The organism is Gardnerella sp. DNF00476, from assembly GCF_049262735.1.
Taxonomy (GTDB): domain Bacteria; phylum Actinomycetota; class Actinomycetes; order Actinomycetales; family Bifidobacteriaceae; genus Bifidobacterium; species Bifidobacterium vaginale.
Genome location: NZ_CP058401.1, coordinates 1,389,954 through 1,412,485, shown reverse-complemented (window position 1 = coordinate 1,412,485; position 22,532 = coordinate 1,389,954). Strand labels below are relative to the sequence as shown.

Below are 22,532 nucleotides of genomic sequence, written 5' to 3'. Positions count from 1 at the left end.
TCATACTCAACTTTTGCAAGTCCGAAGCAATTGCATATGCATAAACGCCATTATAGATAGCAAAATAATCAAATATGCTGGAAGCAAAGACATAGACACGTTTTGACCAATAAACCCAAAGATTGCAGGCATCAACATTGATCCAATATACGCGCTAGCCATTTGCATGCCAACAATCGCTTGTGATTTATCAGCTCCAAAATAATGCGGTGTAGAGTGAATAACACATGGATAAATAGGCGCACACCCTAAACCAATAATCACAAATCCTGCAACTAATGCTATATGATTTGGCAATGGCAATAACAACACAAGAATGCCTAGAATCATCACTAGTTGTCCAAGACGAATCATGTTTTCGTCATTAAAACGCATTGTCAAAAATCCGCTTATAAATCGTCCTGCTGTAATACCAACATAAAATAAACTTGCCCATCCCGCTGCAACAACACGACTAACGGACCCATACAAAACCATGTAACTACTAGCCCATAATCCTGCAGTCTGTTCAATAGCACAGTAGCAGAAGAACATTATAAGAATATTTTTAGCTCCAGGAATGCGCAAAACTTCCGCAAAAGATAGCGTTTTAGAATATTCTTTAGATATCTGAATAGATTTCTGTAATTCATGTGCTTTACGATTATTCCACAATGGCAAACTTATAAACAATATTACAGTTAATATCACTTGAACAATCGCAATATACTGATATCCTGCAGACCATCCAAATCCGTGAGAAAGCGCAAAACCCATAACGTAAGGTCCAGCTGAAGCTCCAATACCCCACATGCAGTGAAGCCAGCTCATATGACGGCTTTCGTAGTGCAAAGCAACATAATTATTAAGAGCAGCGTCTACCCCTCCAGCACCTAGCCCGTACGGGATTGCTAACAAAATAAGCACAATATAATTCGGCGCAAAAGAAAAACCCAACAATGCCAATGCAGTTAAAGCAACAGACACAAACGTAACTTTGCCTGCACCAAAACGCTTAGTCATCCTGTCACTCAGTAGAGCAGAAACAATAGTTCCTGCAGAAATAACCATTGATATTCCGCCAGCCCAAGAAATTTGCGCGCCAATATCGTGACTCATAGTCGGCCAAGCAGATCCTAAAAGAGCATCAGGCAAACCCAAACTGATAAATGCTAGATAAATAATTGCAAGAAGAAGATTAATCATATTCACATATTAATTCATAAAACTAGTTATAAGTTTTCGCATTAGGATCATATTTCATTTGCTTAGCTTCTTCAAATGCAGCAAGCGTATCAGAATTGGGAATATTATATTTCTTGCAAAGAGCACAATCTGTTGTAGAGAGATCAAAAATAGCATCTAAATCAGTCATGCAACACTCCTACTGCAAATATGTGTTACTAGGAAAGACAAAAATTAGCAACAATAAAAATGATACAATATTCAACAGCATAAGCAATACTGTAAGTGACCAAATGAGTTCAACGTCTTATTTAAACTAAATAAAAGTTTCAAATTTACATTTTATTGAAGATAATCTTAAAGGATAAAAACAAGCCAAATACATTAATAAGGCTAATAAATTTTATTCTAGAATGCTTAGAAATTATTTATGCATCAATAGATGCATTTTTCTTGATAAATGCACCTATTTTTTGTATCATACGACTAGAGGTGATGTATGAACAAGAACTATAACCAGAATTACACAAAAGAAGAAATTTCAGCAATACTTGCAAAGATAAAAGACTGCATAAGGAATGACCGTTTTACCATCTCATTAAACGAAAATCGTCAAGAAAACATAAACTTCATTCGAGAATACAACATACGATCAGATATTCAGAAAAATATACTTCTCAACATAGAAGTGGAAGATTTTTGTCATTCGTTAAAAAACAAAAAAAGAGGCTATGAATATGAAACGCTTTACGTATTCGCACCACGCGTAAAACTATCACACGTAGGTAAATGTGAGATGGTAAACATTTACACGAAGTTTAATATCATTACTATTTCTCAGCAAAATAGAACAGTTGTTATTTCATTCCATAAAGCAAATAAACAGATAGATTATTTATTTAAATAATCTAATAAACAACTCAAAAAGATAATAAATCTGCTAATTTTCAATAAAAGGCTCATAATGAAAGATAATAAGACATTTTGTGAAGAATGCAGGAATGACGTTGAGTACTCAACAAAATCCGTTCCAATGACTGCATCTATCAAAGGAAAACAATATTCCTACACTGGCACAGAAGCACACTGCAAAGAATGCGGCTCTGCTGTATATGTACCCGAAATTATTGACGCGAATCTTCGAGCATTGTATGACGAGTATCGTAAAGAAAACAATATTATTCCGCTTGACAAAATCAACGAAATACCTGCTAAATACTCAATAGGCAAGCGTCCACTTTCACTGCTTCTCGGTTGGGGTGAACAAACGTTTTCTAGATTTGCAGACGGAGACATTCCTTCAAAACAATATTCTGATATTTTGCTACGCATTTATAATGATCCGGAATATTACTTGCAATTATTAATCAGCAATAAGGATAATCTGAAATCTGCAATTAGTTACGAAAAAAGTTATAAAGCAACACAAAAACTAATACGCGAATTACAAAATAACTTTGCAAACAATAACTTTGATGGCAATAAGTCGAGTGACAAAATAAACAATGTAATACAATACTTGCTTATAAAGTGTGAGGATATAACTACCCTAGCCTTGCAAAAATCCTTATACTACATTCAGGGTTTTTATTTCGCTTTTTATAAATCATTCATATTTACCGATGATTGTCAAGCATGGATTCATGGACCTGTATATAAAGACGTCTATTTGCGTTATAAAGACTACACTTTTACTCCAATAGATTCACCGACAACAGAAATATCAGGAATTAAATCATCAGAAAAATTAGCGGATTACAAACATGTTCAAAAAAGTGATGTGACATTATTTACATCAGAACTAACAACCACACTATCAGCTACCGAAAAAGCAGTATGCGATAGCGTTATTGATAATCTTTGCTGCTACAGCGGTAAAGAACTTGAACGATTTACGCATCATGAGGAGCCTTGGATACTTACTCGCGGAAATCTAAAAACTAATGATTCATCAAATAAAATAATCAGCAAAAAGATAATTGGCGAATACTTCACAAAAATAAAAGAAAAATACAATATGATAAATCCAGATGATATTCGCCAGTATGCGAAAGATATGTTTGCCAGTAAATAAAGCGAAACAGAAACAAAACACAATAAAATCAAATTCCCCCTGCAAACAACCATACAAGTTACACAACAGGGGGAATTCTTGAATCACAATATCAACACAACATAACTAGATTCTTACATAAAATCAACCTACTACATGCATATTTAATGCTTGCGGCGAGACTTGAACATAGACAAACCAAAGCCAGCAAACAAAGACACAAACAAAGCACTTATAGACATAACCAGTGAAACACCAGTATCAGGCAAATGCTTAGCAGGAGACTTAGCATTATAAGCTTCACCAGCATCAACAGCCTTAAAACGCTGCTCAACAGAACGCTCCACTGGCTTATCTGCAGTACGAACAGGATTCAACACAGGCTGCTCAACAACAGAATACTCTGGATTCTCAGGAACAACCTCAGGAAGAGGAATCCACGAATCATCAGGAACATCAGGAACGTCAGGAACTGGTATTGGCTCAAGTTCAGGAGTCACATCTGTCTCAGGAGCTGGAGTCGGAGTTGGTGTAGTTTCAGGAGTTGGAGATGGCGTAGGAATAGGAGGAGTTGGCTTCTTCTTCAATACAAAAGTAATAAATTGTATAGCAGTAGTCTTTCCAGTTTGAAGTCCGATATTAATATCTGCACTAGTTTTGGAATCCTGCTTATTTGAATCTACAACCCAATCGTACCCTTCAGGCGCTTGAGCTGTAGGTTTTACAGTATAGTTTCCTGGAGTCAAATACACAGCACCGTTAGATAAGTAACCAGTAAAACCTTTAAGAAGAGTAGTGTCAGTTGACTTCATCATAGTCACTAGATCGTTTATACTGCTGGCAACAATATCACCACTCGCAGCAGCAAATTCATTGCCAATTTTCGCATTACCAGAATCTAAAAGCTCGTACTTTGCATTTGATTCAAATGTTCCATCAGACTTCTTATACTTAACGACCAACTGCGTAGGAATTGCTCTAAAAGTAACATAATAATGTTTACGTGTAAGACGCTTAACAGGCTTGCCATCCTTCATTTCATAAGCAAAGGAAAGATAGTGATTACCAGGATCTTCCTTAGTATCCTTATCGTTCGCAAACTCATGATTCTTGTTCTGAGGCTTATCAATGTCATTATCCCAATACACGTATCCTGGAATATTCTTACCAGTAAGATCAGTAAGTATAGGACGCTTCGCATATTTTATATCTGGATCTTTATCAAAAGACAAAATAGATGTCTTACCGTCACCACTATCTGTTCGATAGAAGGCTGCTTTATCAGTTATTACAGCAGAAGTACCAGAAATATCCGCCAATCCCGCAATTTCGTAAAATGGAACCGACGATATTAGAGTACCCTTCTTCTTGTCTGCATCAGTTAAAGATGGATGAGTGTCAGAATTTCCTCGCTGCTTTAACTTACCATCTTTATCTACCCCATTTGGATTCTTAGATCTATATTGCAAATCATCCACAAAATGGAACTGCGCATCTGCTGCAGAAAAATAACGATTATAACTTGTATTGCACCCAGCATGATGACAATAAACATACACAAATTTAAATCTTTCAAAATTAAACTTATACTTATACGTGAGTTTTAGGTATAAGTAATTTTTGAAAGCATACTCAGAGCGAATATCAATAGACTTTTTACAATTCTTTGCAACAGTATAACCATTTAATTCAAAATCAACTGGTTCAGCAGAAGCTGTAATTGTTTGTTCAGAGCCTGCATAAATACTACCATCTTTTGATATAGAACCATTTACAGACACACCCTGAGATGAAGTAATCTGTGACTCATTTTTGCCAGAAACATAATCATTTTTATATACTTTGTAAACAATATATTCTCCATCAACATTCTTTAAGAATCTATTTTTAACAATCTCACTTTTGGGATTAGGATTATCTGAAGTGGCAGCAGGCTTAAAATAAATTTTTTCTACAGAAGTTTCTTTATTCTTAAACGCTTTTTCAATCTCGTCATCTGAAATTACATCTGGAAATGGATTTGTGATTTTTTTAGTAGTATTATTCACATAAGTGTACTTAATTTGGTCATCATCTTCGCCAACTTTCTTATAGTTAGCAGCAGTATCAAATACAGGCGTTTCCTCAGGAGCACTTCTATCTTCATCAACAGATTTAGCATGTTCTGAGGAAGTGCTATCTAAAGCCCCCCCCCCGGTGTATTAGAAGTTGCGGCAGAAGAATTTACAGACGTATTAACACCAGAAGAAGCAGCTGAAGTTTCAGCAGCATTCGCACTTTGCGCTACACAAAAAGCACAAGCAGCAGTAGCAATACCCATCATAGCGCTAGTCAAAATTATATTAGTTCTCTTACCCATTTTTCCTCTTAAAGATATATAACGCAATAATGTAAAAACATACACACATTGTACGCTTTATAGTCGAAATACTAATGCAAGCATGATATATCACGCGATCGTTTAATTTATTACAAAAGTCATGCATTAACACATATTTTAGAATTATGCATCTCATCAAGCAGATCTTGAACCAAATATCCGTCGCTCATACAATGCATATCCGAAATACCATTACGCATCAAATCATAAGTGACGGAATGGTAAAATACGTCAAGCGCCTGCTCATAACTCAACCCAGCACGCTCAGCTAACAAACTTACAACCCTAGCATACTCTTTTGCAACAAAATAGGATTCGCCTTCAAAATCCATCACTCCCCTAAAACTTGCCACACCTTTTTCACGCATAAAGGAAATAATGTCATTTGTAATATACTCTTTGCCTTGAGTATGCAAAACATCATAAGATGGAACAATATAAGACATAAGAATATTACTTTTCTTAGTCAAAGCATCATACGTATCTCGAGGGTTTTGATTAAGCTTATTTGCAACATTTTCAATACAAAATATTGCAAAATCAAGCTTATCTTTGTCAAAGACTTCTTGCTTATTACCAATCATAAACCCTCCTTTTTAAGATAAAGCACAATAGAACACTGACTTACAAAGTAATAATTCTTAAAACAAACCTTTAATACAGTTTACATCAAAAATCGCATATAAAATAAGGCTTCTGACTTTATGTTATAAAACATTTACTCAGAAGCCTTATTCCAATATTTTTTAATTCTTATACGCGTTTATACGCGATTATATGCGATATTTGCGTTTAATGCTTGCGGCGAGACTTGAACATAGACAAACCAAAGCCAGCAAACAAAGACACAAACAAAGCACTTATAGACATAACCAGTGAAACACCAGTATCAGGCAAATGCTTAGCAGGAGCCTTAGCATTATAAGCTTCACCAGCATCAACAGACTTAAAACGCTGCTCAACAGGATGCTCCACTGGCTTATCTGCAGTACGAACAGGATTCAACACAGGCTGCTCAACAACAGAATACTCTGGATTCTCAGGAACAATCTCAGGAACAGGAATCCACGAATCATCAGGCACATAAGGAACATCAGGAACGTCAGGAACTGGTATTGGCTCAGGTTCAGGAGTCACATCTGGCTCAGGCATAGGAGTCGGCGTTGGTGTTGGTTCAGGAGTTGGAGATGGTGTAGGAGATGTTTCTTTTACATACGACGCATATACAGTCATATCACTATTAGCTACAACAGTATCACCAGTAAACGCATCACCAGTTCCATTTTTATCCTGATACCAACCATTAAAAGTAAAACCAGCTTTAGTAGGATTAGCAGGCATAGACTGGTCAGTCCATTCATCACCACTAATAGACTTATTGTCTTGCACTTTTACTTGTGCATATTGAGTATCTCCATCCATAAAAGTAACTGTATGACCAGCAACCTCCCACTTAGGGAATACAACAAATGTGTGATTTGTAGAGCAATATTGCGTACCGAGTTTACTGCCAAACGTATTAACGCCCTTGTTGTCTCTAAGTACAGCAAATAAATATGGGTAGGTAGTAGTTTGATCGTTAAATGGTACGTACGCAACGGTTGCGCTATTTATGATTTTCTTATCATCGTCATCCATACGGTCATATGATGTATATGGACGATTATTTGTCTTTTTTGCAACATAGAACTGCCAGCCAACAAACTTGTAACCTACTTTAACAGGAACCTTAGGTTTACCTTTTTCATCCGTTGGGAACTGAATAGCATTATCTTTTACACGAATACGCTCAAAAATATTATCCTTGTTATACGTGAACTTCCAGTTTCCGTCAGATTGATACTCCTTATTAGAGTTTTGAGGCTGCGAGTACGAGAAACACTTAGCTGCCACAGACTCATCCTTGGCATAAACAATCTCCAAGGCATTTAGACGAAAATATTTATTTTGATAGTTTTTATTAGACCCTTTAGATGGATTCCACGTAAAGTGCGTGACATCAGGTTCAAACGATTGTGATTCATCTGTGGCAACATTGTTATACGTCACATAATACGGGCTTGGAACTGTGCTGTTTACCACTGACACTTCATAAGTATGGCTTGAATCATAACTACCCAAGCTTTTGGTTGCACTAGTAGCAGTATCAGGATCATAAGTTCCAGTAGTTGTTGCTACTACCTTGTTATCAGTTGTATCTTTTATCTTAAACTGAATCTTCTTAAATGCATCCTTTACGTCTTGTCTAGTTGAGTCCAGCGTGGAACCAAAGTCCCAACTCTCAAAATTCAATTGACCAAAATCACTATCACCCTTAATAAATGCATTTTTATTATCCTTGTTCATAGTTTCCCAGCAAAGACTTACTTTAAGCTCGGTTGTTTGTGTTTGAGGTTTAGGAGTTTGATTAGGAGCTGGCTTACCACTAGCAAAAAGCGCTTGATTAAAAATTGTTGGTGAAACTGGATCTTCCTCACCCTTAGACTTTGAATCAATATTTAATTCAGTCTTTGTATCAGTATTTACAACAGAATCTGCATTAGATTTAGCAGTAGTATCAACTACAGAATTTACATTAGTATTTGCAGAAAGCTTGATACTAGACTTTACATCGCTCTTAGCTTCAAGCTTGGATTCAGTTTTTGTATTAGAATTTGGTTTCGAATTCGTTTCAGGTTTTATATTATCTTTATCAGAAGAATCAGAAGACTTTATTACACTCTTATCAAAAGTACCAGTTTTTTGAGAAGAGCTATTTTCAATTGGGGGGGGGGTAGTAACTTTTGCAGTTGAAGTGCCAGAATCCACGTAAGTATCAGCAGCATTTGCAGTTTGAGCCATGCAAAAAGCGCAAGCAGCAGTAGCAATACTCATCATCGTAGTCGATAATAAAATCACAGTTTTCTTGTTCATTTTTCCCTCTTATAAAACAAATTCTAAGAAAATCAATAAATGCAAAATCCCAGATTCACTTCCACTATTGAAGCAAACCTGCATTCGCAATTATATCATAAAATCATTATAACTTAACTAAATGTCATAATGTAATTACAATTCAAAATTTGTAATACACATTATATAATGCGAAGAAAATTACAAATTAAATAACTTAACGCACAAGTAAAACAAAATCAGGTATCGATTTTGGAACGATCGAAGTCGTCAGCGTTATCAACAATAAACTGCTTGCGCGGAGGAACATCATCACCCATAAGCAAATCGAATACTTCGCTCGCCTGCTGAGCATCTTCCATACGAATCCTTCTTAGCATTCGCGTTCTAGGGTCCATAGTGGTGTCTGCAAGCTGATCCGCATCCATCTCACCCAAGCCCTTGTAGCGCTGAATATCGCTGTTAAAATCAATGCCCTTAGCTTGCAAATCATCAAGTTTTCCAGCCAATTCGTCATCGGAATACGTGTAAATATACTCGCCTTTGTGCTTTCCAGCGAGCGCAATTCTGTGAAGCGGAGGCACTGCAGCATAAACGTGACCGTACTCAATAAGCGGACGCATATAACGGTAGAACAGCGTTAGCAACAAAATACGAATATGCGCGCCGTCAACATCAGCATCTGTCATCATAACAATCTTGTTATAACGCGCTTGCGAAATATCAAAACTTGCTCCCGATCCTGCTCCAACAACCTGAATAATTGCAGCGCACTCTTTGTTTGAAAGCATTTGTGCAAGGCTTGCTTTTTGAACGTTCAAAATTTTACCGCGAATTGGCAAAAGCGCTTGGAAAGCAGAATTTCGAGCAGCTTTTGCCGTACCAAGTGCAGAATCACCCTCGACGATGAAAAGTTCTGCAACATCATCGTTTCCAGGCTGGCAATCAGAAAGTTTTGGTGGCATTGAAGCAGACTCAAGTGCATTCTTTCTACGAGTAACTTCCTTAGTTTTACGCGCTTGAATACGCGCATGCATTTCGGAAACAATTTTCTCCAAAACTCTGGCAGACTGCTCTTTGAATCCTCGCTTGGATCCGCTAATCATTTCCCCAAATTGAGCGTCAGTCATTTTTGTAACGATTGGCTTAACTTGAGCAGTTCCAAGAACATCCTTAGTTTGACCTTGGAATTGAGGTTCAGCAATGCGAACTGTTACAACAGCCACCATTCCAGCTAGAATATCGTCTCGCTCAATCTTAGTGTTTGAATCTTTAAGATTGACTTTAAGCTTTCTGGCATTATCTTCAACAGCTTTACGAATTTGCTTAGTCAATCCTTGCAAGAATCCGTCTACGTGCATGCCTCCGCCAGGAGTTTCAACAACGTTTACGAAACTAATAATCGTTGAATCGTAGCCATTTACCCAGCGCATTGCAATGTCAACGCCACACTTACGCGTCACTTGCTGAGCATGTAAATCTCCAGCAGAATCAACAGCTTGTGTCTCCTCTACATACGTATCTTCGCCAGAAATACGCCAAATATCTGAGACTGCTTGACCCTTTGAAAGAAAATCAACGAAATCTTTTACTCCGCCGTTATGCAAAAATTCAACCACTCGAGGATGATGCTTATTTTGCAATTCTCTAGAAGACTCACTATTTGCAACAGATTGCGCAGTGGTTTCTTCTGATTCGCCATCAGATTCGGATTCTTCTGATTCATATTCAGATTGATTTAGCTCATTAGATTCATTATCTACGGTTGCTTGCGATTCATCCTTAAAAGCCAAATCATCTGTTAAATCACTAGTATTAGCATTCGCATCATCACTAGCGCTAACATCAATCTCTTGAATATCGCTAAATTCGCCTTCTAGCACGTGTTCGTCAATAACAGTAATGCGCAAGCCTGGAACCAAAAAACTAGTTTGACGAACTCGATCAATTAACTGTTCATAACTAAAGCGAGCTGTTGAGTTAAAAATCTCAGGATCAGCCCAATAGCGAACTCGAGTACCTGTAGTTTTTGGCGAAACAGTACCAATAATCTCAAGCTCAGTAGGCTTGTTCTTGCGAGTGCGCTTAAACGGAGAAGCTGGAGACGGATGCATTGGATCTGCGTCACTATAAACTCCAGGATGACCCTGATGGAAAGCCATGTGATGCGTTTTACCATCACGATCAACTTCAACATCCAATCGCAAGCTCAACGCATTTACAACAGAAGATCCAACGCCATGCAAACCACCTGCAGCATTGTACGAAGCATTACCAAACTTAGCTCCAGCGTGAAGCTTAGTTAAAACAACTTCAACACCTGTAAGTTTTGTTTTAGGCTCTACATCTACTGGAATACCACGTCCATTATCTGCAACTTCAATAGAACCATCATCGTGAAGAGTGACGATAATATGGTCACAAGCCCCAGCTAAAGCCTCATCAACAGCATTATCAATGATTTCCCAAAGGCAATGCATTAAACCTTGACTATCAGTGGTGCCAATATACATGCCTGGGCGCTTTCGTACAGCATCCAAGCCTTCAAGCACAGTCAAACTGTCGGCATCATACTGTTCTCGATCTTTATTAGAGACCACTTCTACCCCTTGTACAACACGAATATTAAGCAACCACTAAGCAATAAGTGTCGCATCCCTGCTAAACAAAGCAACAATACGACACTTTACTTGTTAATTATTCTAAAATCACTGATCTAAGAAGTCACGCAAAGTTTGCGATCTGGAAGGATGACGCAACTTAGACATTGTCTTAGACTCAATCTGACGAATACGCTCACGAGTAACACCATATACTCGACCAATATCGTCTAAAGTCTTTGGCTGACCATCTTCCAAACCGTAGCGCATTTTAATAACGCCAGCTTCCCTAGGAGACAAAGTTTCAAGAACTTGTCTAAATTGTTCCTGAAGAAGCGAGAATGCTACAGCGTCCGATGGAGCGATTGCGTCAGTATCTTCAATCAAATCGCCAAACTCAGAATCACCATCTTCACCCAAAGGAGTGTGCAAAGAAATTGGCTCACGACCATACTTCTGTACTTCTTGCACCTTTTCAACAGGCATATCAAGCTCGCGCGCAAGCTCATCTGGCGTAGGTTCGCGACCCAAATCTTGAAGCATCTGGCGCTGGACTCTAGAAAGCTTATTAATAACTTCAACCATATGCACTGGAACTCGAATAGTACGAGCCTGATCTGCCATAGCACGAGTAATAGCCTGGCGAATCCACCAAGTAGCATAGGTTGAGAACTTAAAGCCCTTCTTCCAATCGAACTTTTCTACTGCGCGAATTAAACCAAGATTACCTTCCTGAATCAAATCAAGGAAAAGCATGCCTCTACCTGTATAACGCTTTGCAAGAGAAACCACAAGACGCAAGTTTGCTTCAAGAAGATGATCTTTAGCTTTCTTACCGTCTGCTGCAGCCCACTTAAGCTCACGCTTACGCTTAAACTCCATTTGGTCAATTTGCGTATCAAGCAAATGCTGAGCATACAGACCAGCCTCAATACGCTCTGACAAATCAACTTCCTGCTCTGCGTTAAGCAGGCTCACGCGACCAATCTGCTTTAAATAATCCTTAACAGGATCCGCTGTAGCGCCAGTGGCGATTACTCGACGCTTAGGATTTCCAGAAGGCGTAAGATTATCGTCGTCATCATCATCTCGAACAATAAAAGCACCTTTTGCTTGTGGAACTTGTGGCGCCTCTTCTTTATTATCTTCAGAATCTTCGGAATCTTCATCATCTGGAATGTCATCCAGATTATTTATATCGTCAACGTCATCTAAATTGTCAACATCGTCTACATCAAGATCATCATGGATTTCATCAAAATCTTCTAAATCCATATGTTCTTCATCTGTATCCATGTCTGCATCAACGTCAACATCTACATCTTGATCATCAACATCTTCTGACATTTTAAATTCCTGATTTTCTTCCTTGCCCATCTTGGAATCGACAATAGATGTATCTTCGCTCGCCAAACTTTTCCTCCTGTAGATTCCCTGCTATGTGCAAAGTAATCCGCCATATTAAGGCATTCATCATACCTTGCTATGCCCTTTAAAGGCATCTCACTATACCACAAAGGCATAGTTATGGCAAGGGCAACTTTTACTTAAGAAGTAAATCATCTTCTAAGGACGATTTTTTCTGCTTCCCTACTTGCGGCGTGGCGAATTTTCTACACCATGCTGGCTCAACATGACTTTTGTATGCATTATCCACAATCATAGCCATAGAACAATCAGGATCAATTTCTAGCGCCATTGAAACGTATCTTTCAACATCTCCTAGCTTAAACCACCAGCTTATATAAGACATTAATGCGTAAACTTGTACTTTTAATTTAGGATTATTATCTACAACATAAGTCATAGCTTTTAGCAAGTTAACAACGTCTAGCGCTTTACAAATATCAGGCAACTCATATTCTTCGTTAAATTTTTCTTCTAGAAAATCTCTTAATTCCTTAGATCTTTCTTTTTCTCGTGGAGCTAAAGCTAGCACGAGTAGATCATTTATGTTGTAATACTCGCCTTTACTGTCTAGTAAAGACACAAGCAGAGTATCTCGAACATTAATGTTATTTAGCATTGCAATCGGCAACATTATTAAGTCATAACCCACAATATTGCCGTCTTTTTTAGAAACCATGTTATGCCAGTTTCGTATAGATTGTGTAACAAAAATATCATAACTTGAAAATACAGCTTCCTCTTTTTTAACATTCAAATTTTTGCTCATATAATCTATGCCTATGTATTTTTCAAAAAGATCTGGCGTTAAATCTCTAAGACATTTAATCCAATAATCTTCATAATTATGATGTTTGTTAATATAATCTTTAGGAATATCTAAAACTGTCATACATTCTTTTGGAACATTACTGATATTCACTTTTTCTATACTATTTCCAGCAACACAAGTCATAGCAAAGTACTCTTCAGATATTCCGCAAAACGTACCTGCAGCATATAAATTTGTTAATTCTTTCAAAGTTGAATATTCATGATCATTATCTTCAAAAACTTGCTTGTTTTTCAATTCACTTTTTATTTGCATAATTCCTCCTTATTTTGTTGTGTTTTTATACTGTTTTTAACTTGGTAATAAGAGTTTTGCAGCAGAAACAAATTAGTGCAATAAAAATAACGCAATGTGGTTAAAGGCTATAAAATCCTAGAAAATACTAGAAAAATACTCATTTTGTAATGTCTAAGGCATGTGGATAACTCTTAATATGAGTTTAGATTCGCAAAAGTCATGTATAGAGACGCGTATAAGCGAATTAATTTATGACCAATTTAATTCTTTAGCTTGTAAAAACCTTATTTCTAGTTGTGATAAAACACTTAAAGATGTAGTGAAACAAGCAATTTCTTCTAGTGAAGGCGGCAAAAGACTCAGAGCTTACTTAGCTTTAGAAGCTTTCGATGCAGTACGCTGTAACTGCTCTAAAGACACTGCATATTGCGCAATGCTAGATGTTGCATGTGCTTTAGAAGTCTTTCAAACTGCAGCACTTGTACATGACGATATAATCGACGAATCTGCTTTAAGACGAGGAAGACCAAGCGCATATTGCGCATTGAGCAAAGCATGCAATAGCAAGCATATCGGCATTGGACTTGGATTAATGCTTGGAGATATTTTAGCAACTCAAAGCTTTGACATAACTAGAAAAGCATGTACTAATTTGCGCAATCCTCAAGAAGTTTTAGGCGAGTTTGCAAATATGCAAAGAAATGTTGGTATTGGTCAAGTTTTAGATCTTTCCATAGAAATGATGAGCCTTAAAAATCCAAAGAAACTAGCAGAATCCTCAATAAATGTTTTTCGTTGGAAAACTGCAAGTTACACAACTATAGCTCCACTTGCGCTCGGATTTTTATCTGCTGGACTTAATAAAAATTACGCTATTAAGTTGGCGAATGATATTGGTGAACCATTGGGAATTGCTTTTCAGATTGCAGATGATCTTATTGATATTGTTTCAGATTCTGCTCACACTGGAAAGCCTATTGGAGGCGATATTCGAGAAGGTAAACGCACTGTCCTTTTGGCTGATGCTCTAGATCTTTCTTCAAGCGAAGACCGTCTATTTTTGATAGATGCTTATAACTCTAATAATCGCAATGAAGATGATGTTAATAGGATTATTAACATTTTCAATCAGAGTGGTGCTATAAGTAAGTCTAAAAAGCGCATTCACAATCTTTGGGTTGAATCGCAAGAAAAAATAGATAACAGTACATTATCTGAATTTGGAAAATCCATATTGAACGAGGTTTCTAGCAAATTCATTCCTAGAGAATGGCAGTAAAATCACTGATATACTAAATATTTAGTGGATACTGTATTGCCTGTACACTTTTAGGTAGTTGGTTTAATACGCGTATAAGGGATTTACTACATGAGTGAAGTTCAAGCGCAACCAGGAATGTGTATTGAGAATCGCTATCGCATAATGCGGAAGATAGCAGAAGGCGGCATGGCTACCGTTTATCAAGCGCAAGATGAGCGTCTTAATCGCCCAGTTGCGCTTAAAATCATGCATACTCAACTAGCTCAAGGAATACATAGAGAGCAATTTATTGCAAGATTTAGGCGTGAAGCTACATCTGCCGCTGCAATAGCGAATCCTCATATTGTTCAGGTTTACGATACTGGCGAATTTGAAGGGCTTGACTACTTGGTGATGGAATATGTTCATGGAGTAAATCTTAGATACGAAATGAACAAATATGGCACATTTAGCCTAAAAGACACTCTTCGAGTTCTCGCGGAAACTTTAGATGGTCTTGCATCCGCACACCTTGCTGGTGTTGTACACAGGGATATTAAACCAGAAAATATTCTTATTAACGACCGCGGTCACGTGCAAATAACTGATTTTGGTCTTGCTCGCGCTATATCGCAAGCTACACTTTCTTCTACTGGTCTTCTTCTTGGAACCGCCGCATACCTAGCTCCAGAAATGATTGAAAAAAATCTTGCCACTCCTCAAGGAGACTTATACTCTGCTGGAATGATGGCTTGGGAAATGCTTGCTGGACGTGTTCCATTTAGCGCAGATAATCCTGTTACGCTTGTTTTTAAGCATGTTCATGAAGACACTCCATCTATAAAAACAATTTGTAGCGATATCAACTCTTCTATAGCTGATTTTCTTGCATCTATTACTGCTCGAGAAATGGAAAAAAGACCGAGTGACGCTTCTAAAGCACTTAGTATGCTTAGACAAATTTGCGCTAATATGCCTAAAGAAGATTGGCAATATAAGTTTAATCCAAATTACGATAATGAAGATCAACTTTTAAATACGACTTTAGACGCAATCAAAACTGAAAATAGAATGTCTGATTCAGATAAATTCGATAAAAGAAATTACTCTAACATACCTCTTCCTCCTAATGCGAACGATGCGAATAATGCTGATAAAGTTAGTAAAGAGAATGTAAATCAGAGTAGTTCTAATCCTAACAATATTGGAAATGAGGTCTTGTCTAAAACTAAAGACCTTGATAAAACAACTGATATTGATAAAACAACTGATATTGATGCAACTATGACAATAGTTCAAAAAAACAGTAACACTGATTTTAACTATTCCAATAGTCAAAATTCTTCAAACAGTGTGAATCAACTTGAAGATTTTAATGATAGCAATATGCTAACTATTGCTATGCGTGCTCCTCAATTTAATAAGAATGATTTAAGTACTGACGGTAAAAGTCAAAACTCTAATCATAAAAAATTACACAATAAAGTTGTTATTATAGCTGTTAGCAGCGCGGCAGTTGTTGCAGCAGCAATCGCATTTGGTTCTTACTGGTATTATCTAGGACCTGGAAGCTACTGGTCTTTGCCGAAACCAAATACGCAGTCATGCAAAACACAAGAAGCTTGCAAAATCACAAATATTCCATGGTTTGATTACGAGCAAACTCTTAAAATATCCAATATTCCTTATTCTGTTCAAAAAGAATTTAGCGATAATATACCTTCTGGAAACATTATTTCCACTAATCCTGATTTCAGTGGCGGTTATGTATCTAAACACGGAAATAATAAAGTTCATGTTATTGTGTCAAAAGGAATACGACAATCTACAATTCCTGAAGATATTATCGATCCAACATCAACAACTGGTAAGAATCCTATAAAAGCTTTACGCAAAGCTGGTTTTACTTCTATTAATCACAAAGAAAGCAACGACGTTTATTCATTAGATGTTCCTAAAGGCTGTGTTGTAGAAATTTCTCCAACACCAGGAATGCAAATGAATCACAATAAGAACATTACTGTTGTATTATCTAAAGGTCCTATGCCTGTTTCTATGCCAGATGTTGTTAACCGAACAAAAGAAGATGCGGATAAAGCATTTAACGACGCAAAACTTGTTCCAACATACAGTGAAGAGTTCAATGATACCGTTGAAAAAGGCAAAATTATTAGCACATCTGTAGAAAAAGGAGCGCAACTTCATTGGGGAGATAAACTCAATGTCGTTGTTTCTAAAGGTCCAAGAACTGTTACTATGCCAGATGTTCGCAATAAAAATGCTAACGACGCTCGAAAAGCTCTTGAAGCCCTAGGACTAAAAGTAAATGTTTCCGCTCCGCTTGGAGACTTTATGCACACGGTAAGATTCCAGTCTGTAGCTCCTGGTACGCAAGTTCGTGTTCTTGATGAAAGAGGAAACCCAACAGTTGTTACATTAACCGTTATTTGATTTATACAAATAACGTAGGTAATGCTACACACACATTGTATGAAATGTTGTATGAAATGTTGTGAGTTATGTTGTAGGTTGTTTGAATCAAAATATTTTTACTCAAATAATCTACAACAAACAATTTATCAGCTTATTTCGCTGATTCTGCCATAATACGCTTTTTAACGGTTTGAGCATATTCGTCAACATATTCTTGACCGCTCATTTTTTGAATTGTCTTGGTTACTCTATCGGTAAGCTCACGAAGAATATCGTGCGTAATATCTTCTGGATTCATTTTTTCAACTTCAATAGGCTCGCCATAAATAGCCTTTGTATAGCCCTTTGCAGGCATAACCTGACCATGCCTTTGCAATTCCCTAGTACCAATAATCGCAACTGGAATAATCGGGCATCCTGTTTCCAAAGCTAAGCGAGCTGCACCAGTATGTCCCTTATACAATCTTCCATCAGGACTTCTAGTTCCTTCAATATGAATTCCAAAAAGCTGTCCATTTTCTAATATCGCACGAGCATGATTCAATGCCCCAAGAGATTTAGAACCTCCAGAACGATCCACTGGGAATACGCCAACGGACGTAAACCACCATTTTTTAAAGCGACCCTTTAATCCTTTGCCTTCAAAATACTCGGCTTTACCCATAAAATGAATCATCCTAGGGCATGTGAGAGGCAAAAGTGCATCGTCAATCACGGCAAGATGATTTGCGGCAATAATAGCCCCACCTTTTTTAGGAATGTTGTTAACGCCTTGAGCAATAGGATTAATCCGTAAACGCGCAATAAATCCAAACCCCTTTACAAAGAACCAATACAACATTCTAAAAACCCCTTCTAGCAAGAGTTACTAAAAGCGAATCATTACGCAATCAAGCAGACTTGCTACAGTATAATTTATGACTTCTTCTAAGAATACCAACTCCCCTCACCCTGAGGACAAAAACTCAAACAACAATAATGACGATTCTTTTGGCGATAATTCTTTTAATGAGAATTGGTCTGATTTTATTAGAGATCATGCAGAAGATTTTAAAGAAATAGAGAAATCTAAAAGTGCGAAAATCTTTAAAAAACGTATTAGTCAGGCGACAAAACCACTTACTAAAATAGCGTCATACAATAATGCTGGTCCAAGAGATAACGTTAAGACCAGTTGGTTAGATGTTGATGAAACAATGGATTCTTACGGAGACGATTTTGTTCCACCAAACCCACATTTTAAGAATATTTCTATTACCCTCATAGTTTTATGGACTATTCTTATTCTGGGTATTTTGGGCGTAATTCTTAGCGTCTTAGTGCCATATTTCGCAGCATACTCAGGTACTATAAGCGCTTTTCTGTTTCTTGTTGGATCTGCAGGCTTACTTATGAGTAGAAAGAAAAATTATACTTCTAGTGAAGATTACAACGACTACGGAAAAGGCGCACGAGTTTAAGTGCATTTATACAAAAGAATGAGGCTGATGTTAAAGCACCAGCCTCATTTTTTAAAGATTACAACTTAAAATTTAATCTTCGTTTAAACTAAAATTATTTTAATCCTCATTCTGACCATGGCATAACTTGTACTTTCTGCCAGAGCCACATGGGCACTCATCATTTTTGTTCGTTCCTGGGAAGGTACGACCATCAGCCCAAGGAGTCTTCCATTCTTCAACCTTTGGACGCTTACTCAATGGCACTTCACCATCAGCATGGCTCATAGGAGCAGGACCAACGATTCCAGAATGCTCATCTTCTTCTTGTTCTGCTTGCTGAATATCGGCATCAACATAAGAATCATCTTGGTTTTCAGTTTCCGCAACAATCTGCTCGAGATTCATACGGAATAGAAGCTGAATAGACTCTTCCTTAATTGCCTCAATCATTGAGTTATACATCTGGAAACCTTCACGCTGATATTCAACCAGAGGGTCACGCTGACCCATACCGCGCAAACCAATACCATCCTTCAAATAATCCATCTCATAAAGATGTTCACGCCACTTTCGATCAAGAACAGCAAGAACAACTCTACGCTCAAACTGGCGCAAGTTATCAGAACCCATTCTTTCTTCAAACACAGCGTAAATAGTAGTAACGCCATCCACTATAGTGTCTCGCAAAGCTTCAACAGCTTTTTCTCCCTTAAGAGACTCAATCTGCAGGCGAAGCTGATCCCAATCCAAAATAATTGGCATAACAGCATTAACAGCGTCTTTAAGACCTTCCCAATCCCAGTTCTTTGGCTTATCAGAACCGTTCATAGCTCCGCGAACATAGCTATCGGCAGTATCTTTAATAAACTTCAAGATATCTTCATGAATATCTTCACCTTTAAGAACAATCTGACGTTCTGAATAAATAACAGTACGCTGCTTATTCATAACATCATCGTACTTCAAAACGTTCTTACGCATTTCAAAGTTACGCGCCTCAACAGTCTTTTGAGCCGTGCGCACGCCATTAGAAACATACTTAGATTCGATTGGTTCACCTTCTGGCAAGCCCTTAGCCATAACACGCGCAACAAGCTGAGTGTTGAACAAACGCATTAAGTCATCTTCCAAGCTTAAGTAGAAGCGCGATTCGCCAGGATCACCCTGACGGCCAGAACGACCTCTAAGCTGATTATCAATACGACGAGATTCGTGGCGCTCAGTGCCTAAAACATATAAGCCACCAAGCTTCTTAACTTCTTCGTGCTCGTCTTTAACTTGTTCCTTAACTTCTGCCAAAACACCTGGCCAACGCTTCTCGTACTCCTCTGGAGTATCGTCTGGAGAATAGCCTTCTGCTTTAAGCTTTGCATCTGCCAAAAACTCAACGTTTCCGCCAAGCATAATATCTGTACCACGACCTGCCATGTTTGTAGCAACAGTCACAGCACCCTTACGACCTGCAACAGCAACAACAGCTGCTTCCTTAGCGTTTTGCTTAGCATTCAACACTTGATGAGGAATACGAGCAACATCCAAAAGCGAAGAAACGATTTCGGAAGATTCAACCGATGCAGTACCAAGCAAAACAGGCTGACCCTTTGCATGACGCTGAGCTACGTCTCGAACAATCGCAGCAAGCTTTTCCTTCTTAGTGCGGAAGATCAAATCATCCTTATCCATACGAATAACTGGACGGTTAGAAGGAATTGGAAGAACGCCAAGCTTGTATGTTCCCATAAACTCGGCAGCTTCCGTTTCTGCAGTACCAGTCATGCCAGCAAGCTTGTCGTACATGCGGAAGTAATTTTGCAAAGTAATAGTTGCAAAAGTCTGATTTTCTGCTTTTACTTCAACATTCTCTTTAGCTTCAATCGCCTGATGCAAGCCTTCGCTATAACGACGACCTGGAAGAACACGGCCAGTGTGCTCGTCAACAATCAAAACTTCGCCATTAGTAACAACATAATCGCGATCAAGAAGGAACAATTCCTTAGCTTTCAAAGCATTGTTCAAGTAGCCAATCAAAGCAGTGTTGCTTGGCTCGTAAAGATTATCAATACCTAAATAATCTTCAATCTTTGCAATGCCTGGATCCAAAATACCAGCAGTCTTGCGCTTCTCATCAATTTTGTAATCAACATCGCGATCAAGCTTTAGAACAAGCTTTGCAAACTCGCGATACCAACGCGTAACATCACCTTCGGCAGGTCCCGAGATAATAAGTGGCGTACGAGCCTCATCAATAAGAATGGAATCAACCTCATCGACGATTGCATAGTGATGACCACGCTGAACAAGATCGCCCTTTTCCCAAGCCATGTTGTCTCGCAAATAGTCGAAACCAAACTCGTTGTTTGTGCCGTAAGTAATATCTGCGTTGTATTGCTTCCTGCGCTCTGGAGGCTGCTGATCTGTAATAATGCATCCAACGCTCATGCCAAGGAACCTGTAAATACGACCCATAAGCTCACTTTGATAGCTAGCAAGATAGTCGTTAACAGTAACAACATGAACGCCCTTACCTTCCAAAGCGTTCAAATAGCTAGGCAGTGTTGCAACAAGTGTTTTACCTTCACCAGTCTTCATTTCTGCAATATTGCCCCAATGCAATGCTGCACCGCCCATGAGCTGAACGTCAAAATGACGCTGACCAAGAGTACGCCTTGAAACCTCTCTTACTGTAGCAAATGCTTCTGGCATTAAATCATCAAGTTTTGCACCATTGTCTAACTTCTGCTTGAATTTTGCCGTTTGCCCTTTAAGCTCTTCATCGGAAAGCGCAGAAATCTCATCTTCTAGCGCATTCACAGCCTTTGCAACATTCTCAAGGCGCTTCAATTGACGGCCTTCACCCATGCGCAAGGCTTTATCGACGATATCTACCACGTTTAGCTCCCTTAGGTCGTGTCTATTATTCGGCTAGCCAATATAGACGTAAACTGTGCCTATATTACGCGACGGCTGCGATTTTTATAAGATAGCGAGTCTGACACTACGCATAAAATGCCCGCCTAGACTTTTACTAGACGGGCATTGACTCATATGAGTTAATTTCTATTTAATAATGTTTTACCCTTATTTGCTTTATTACTTCTTTATTACTTCTTTTTAGAAACGTTTTCTGGAGTATCAATTTCAAACACACCATAACTCCATCCATGCCTACGATACACAACCGAAGGTCTCATTGTTTCCTTATTTACGAACAGGAAGAAATCATGACCAATAAGTTCCATTTCATACAACGCTTCGTCAATGCTCATTGGCTCAGCAATATGAAGCTTGCGACGAATCACAATAGGAGTATCTCCAACACTCACCTCTACTGATTCACCAGGACCCAAGTCGGAAGCAACCGCAGCATCTGCACTATTCGTTCCATCTTCTTGTGCAACTTCTTCAACAGTTGTTTCAACTTCTGGCTCTACAACACCCAAATCAACTGGAACCATTTGCTCATATCCACGACGATGGTCCTTACGACGATCGCGAGTTCTGCGCAAACGAAGCGTCAACTTATCAAGAGCCATATCCAATGCACTGTATTGGTCTGTGCTAGATGCTTCTGCGCGAATAACCGTACTTCCTGCAACTACAGTAATTTCAACTCTTTTTGCAGTATCTGCCTGCCTTGGATTGCCCTCAGTGTTAAGCACAATCTGAATGCGCTGCGCATCTGGAGCAATGGCGGTCACACGATTCATCTTGCTTTCCACAACGTCACGGAATCTTTGCTTAATCTGCGTATGACGTCCGGTGATGACGATTTCCATGCGAACCTCCTTAAGTAATCCGATATAAATCGGTTTGTGTACACGTCAACGGCACCAGCGCCGCTGATACATCCAT

The 22,532-nt window shown here is 38.3% G+C and carries 16 protein-coding genes and 1 pseudogene; 5 read left to right on the top strand and 12 right to left on the bottom strand.

Going from position 1 to position 22,532, the window contains the following annotated elements; genetic code table 11:
• Positions 1–6 precede the first annotated feature (6 nt).
• On the bottom strand, positions 7–1,185 hold the full coding sequence (locus HXT25_RS05655) for an MFS transporter (RefSeq protein ID WP_101891891.1): 1,179 nt from the start codon (positions 1,183–1,185) through the stop codon (positions 7–9).
• Positions 1,186–1,207: 22 nt separating this feature from the next.
• Positions 1,208–1,354, bottom strand: coding sequence for a hypothetical protein (locus HXT25_RS05650; protein WP_101891890.1), 147 nt, complete (start codon positions 1,352–1,354; stop codon positions 1,208–1,210).
• Between the two features lie 309 nt (positions 1,355–1,663).
• Between HXT25_RS05650 and HXT25_RS05645 the strand changes: the two genes are divergently transcribed.
• Positions 1,664–2,071, top strand: coding sequence for a hypothetical protein (locus tag HXT25_RS05645; protein WP_004112566.1), 408 nt, complete (start codon positions 1,664–1,666; stop codon positions 2,069–2,071).
• 57 nt (positions 2,072–2,128) lie between these two features.
• Positions 2,129–3,238: a type II TA system antitoxin MqsA family protein gene (locus HXT25_RS05640; protein ID WP_101890158.1), complete on the top strand. Its 1,110-nt coding sequence runs from the start codon at positions 2,129–2,131 to the stop codon at positions 3,236–3,238.
• Positions 3,239–3,381: 143 nt separating this feature from the next.
• Here HXT25_RS05640 and HXT25_RS05635 read toward each other — a convergent pair whose 3' ends face one another.
• The 7 genes and pseudogenes from HXT25_RS05635 to HXT25_RS05605 all read right to left on the bottom strand — a co-directional run bounded on the left by HXT25_RS05635 (position 3,382) and on the right by HXT25_RS05605 (position 13,583).
• Entirely contained in the window at positions 3,382–5,265 is a 1,884-nt protein-coding gene (locus HXT25_RS05635) for a cell surface protein (RefSeq protein ID WP_422118787.1), read from the bottom strand.
• Between the two features lie 131 nt (positions 5,266–5,396).
• On the bottom strand, positions 5,397–5,576 hold the full coding sequence (locus tag HXT25_RS05630) for a hypothetical protein (RefSeq protein ID WP_004115478.1): 180 nt from the start codon (positions 5,574–5,576) through the stop codon (positions 5,397–5,399).
• A gap of 371 nt (positions 5,577–5,947) precedes the next feature.
• Positions 5,948–6,181, bottom strand: a pseudogene (locus HXT25_RS05625) (DUF3791 domain-containing protein); the annotation flags it as partial.
• Positions 6,182–6,389: 208 nt separating this feature from the next.
• Complete coding sequence (locus tag HXT25_RS05620; protein WP_422118786.1) at positions 6,390–8,510, bottom strand: InlB B-repeat-containing protein; 2,121 nt, start codon at positions 8,508–8,510, stop codon at positions 6,390–6,392.
• A 218-nt stretch (positions 8,511–8,728) separates the two neighbouring features.
• Positions 8,729–11,089: a DNA gyrase/topoisomerase IV subunit B gene (locus tag HXT25_RS05615; RefSeq protein WP_422118785.1), complete on the bottom strand. Its 2,361-nt coding sequence runs from the start codon at positions 11,087–11,089 to the stop codon at positions 8,729–8,731.
• Positions 11,090–11,197: 108 nt separating this feature from the next.
• Positions 11,198–12,502 (bottom strand): RNA polymerase sigma factor, encoded by a 1,305-nt coding sequence (locus HXT25_RS05610; protein WP_004118236.1) that lies wholly within the window; start codon positions 12,500–12,502, stop codon positions 11,198–11,200.
• Between the two features lie 130 nt (positions 12,503–12,632).
• On the bottom strand, positions 12,633–13,583 hold the full coding sequence (locus HXT25_RS05605) for a hypothetical protein (RefSeq protein WP_004112552.1): 951 nt from the start codon (positions 13,581–13,583) through the stop codon (positions 12,633–12,635).
• Between the two features lie 178 nt (positions 13,584–13,761).
• Between HXT25_RS05605 and HXT25_RS05600 the strand changes: the two genes are divergently transcribed.
• Together HXT25_RS05600 and HXT25_RS05595 are read left to right on the top strand one after the other, a co-directional pair.
• Positions 13,762–14,844 (top strand): polyprenyl synthetase family protein, encoded by a 1,083-nt coding sequence (locus HXT25_RS05600; protein ID WP_048730343.1) that lies wholly within the window; start codon positions 13,762–13,764, stop codon positions 14,842–14,844.
• Between the two features lie 90 nt (positions 14,845–14,934).
• Entirely contained in the window at positions 14,935–17,256 is a 2,322-nt protein-coding gene (locus HXT25_RS05595) for a protein kinase domain-containing protein (protein ID WP_422118784.1), read from the top strand.
• 133 nt (positions 17,257–17,389) lie between these two features.
• On the opposite strand, the gene HXT25_RS05590 is transcribed toward HXT25_RS05595, so the two are convergent.
• Complete coding sequence (locus HXT25_RS05590) at positions 17,390–18,079, bottom strand: lysophospholipid acyltransferase family protein (RefSeq protein ID WP_101887854.1); 690 nt, start codon at positions 18,077–18,079, stop codon at positions 17,390–17,392.
• A gap of 76 nt (positions 18,080–18,155) precedes the next feature.
• Here HXT25_RS05590 and HXT25_RS05585 point away from each other — a divergent pair, with 76 nt between their 5' ends.
• Positions 18,156–18,698, top strand: coding sequence for a hypothetical protein (locus HXT25_RS05585; RefSeq protein WP_004112548.1), 543 nt, complete (start codon positions 18,156–18,158; stop codon positions 18,696–18,698).
• Between the two features lie 99 nt (positions 18,699–18,797).
• On the opposite strand, the gene secA is transcribed toward HXT25_RS05585, so the two are convergent.
• Positions 18,798–21,569: a preprotein translocase subunit SecA gene (gene secA / locus HXT25_RS05580; RefSeq protein ID WP_004115494.1), complete on the bottom strand. Its 2,772-nt coding sequence runs from the start codon at positions 21,567–21,569 to the stop codon at positions 18,798–18,800.
• 212 nt (positions 21,570–21,781) lie between these two features.
• On the bottom strand, positions 21,782–22,456 hold the full coding sequence (gene hpf / locus HXT25_RS05575) for a ribosome hibernation-promoting factor, HPF/YfiA family (RefSeq protein ID WP_004112546.1): 675 nt from the start codon (positions 22,454–22,456) through the stop codon (positions 21,782–21,784).
• Positions 22,457–22,532 lie beyond the last annotated feature (76 nt).

What these genes read in the sequence shown, in the direction of transcription:
- HXT25_RS05655 (WP_101891891.1), bottom strand. Translation starts at nt 1,185, where the DNA reads ATGATTAATCTTCTTCTTGCAATTATTTATCTAGCATTTATCAGTTTG.
- HXT25_RS05595 (WP_422118784.1), top strand. Translation starts at nt 14,935, where the DNA reads ATGAGTGAAGTTCAAGCGCAACCAGGAATGTGTATTGAGAATCGCTAT.
- HXT25_RS05640 (WP_101890158.1), top strand. Translation starts at nt 2,129, where the DNA reads ATGAAAGATAATAAGACATTTTGTGAAGAATGCAGGAATGACGTTGAG.
- HXT25_RS05600 (WP_048730343.1), top strand. Translation starts at nt 13,762, where the DNA reads ATGAGTTTAGATTCGCAAAAGTCATGTATAGAGACGCGTATAAGCGAA.
- HXT25_RS05620 (WP_422118786.1), bottom strand. Translation starts at nt 8,510, where the DNA reads ATGAACAAGAAAACTGTGATTTTATTATCGACTACGATGATGAGTATT.
- HXT25_RS05645 (WP_004112566.1), top strand. Translation starts at nt 1,664, where the DNA reads ATGAACAAGAACTATAACCAGAATTACACAAAAGAAGAAATTTCAGCA.
- HXT25_RS05590 (WP_101887854.1), bottom strand. Translation starts at nt 18,079, where the DNA reads ATGTTGTATTGGTTCTTTGTAAAGGGGTTTGGATTTATTGCGCGTTTA.
- HXT25_RS05630 (WP_004115478.1), bottom strand. Translation starts at nt 5,576, where the DNA reads ATGGGTAAGAGAACTAATATAATTTTGACTAGCGCTATGATGGGTATT.
- HXT25_RS05585 (WP_004112548.1), top strand. Translation starts at nt 18,156, where the DNA reads ATGACTTCTTCTAAGAATACCAACTCCCCTCACCCTGAGGACAAAAAC.
- HXT25_RS05650 (WP_101891890.1), bottom strand. Translation starts at nt 1,354, where the DNA reads ATGACTGATTTAGATGCTATTTTTGATCTCTCTACAACAGATTGTGCT.
- HXT25_RS05605 (WP_004112552.1), bottom strand. Translation starts at nt 13,583, where the DNA reads ATGCAAATAAAAAGTGAATTGAAAAACAAGCAAGTTTTTGAAGATAAT.
- hpf (WP_004112546.1), bottom strand. Translation starts at nt 22,456, where the DNA reads ATGGAAATCGTCATCACCGGACGTCATACGCAGATTAAGCAAAGATTC.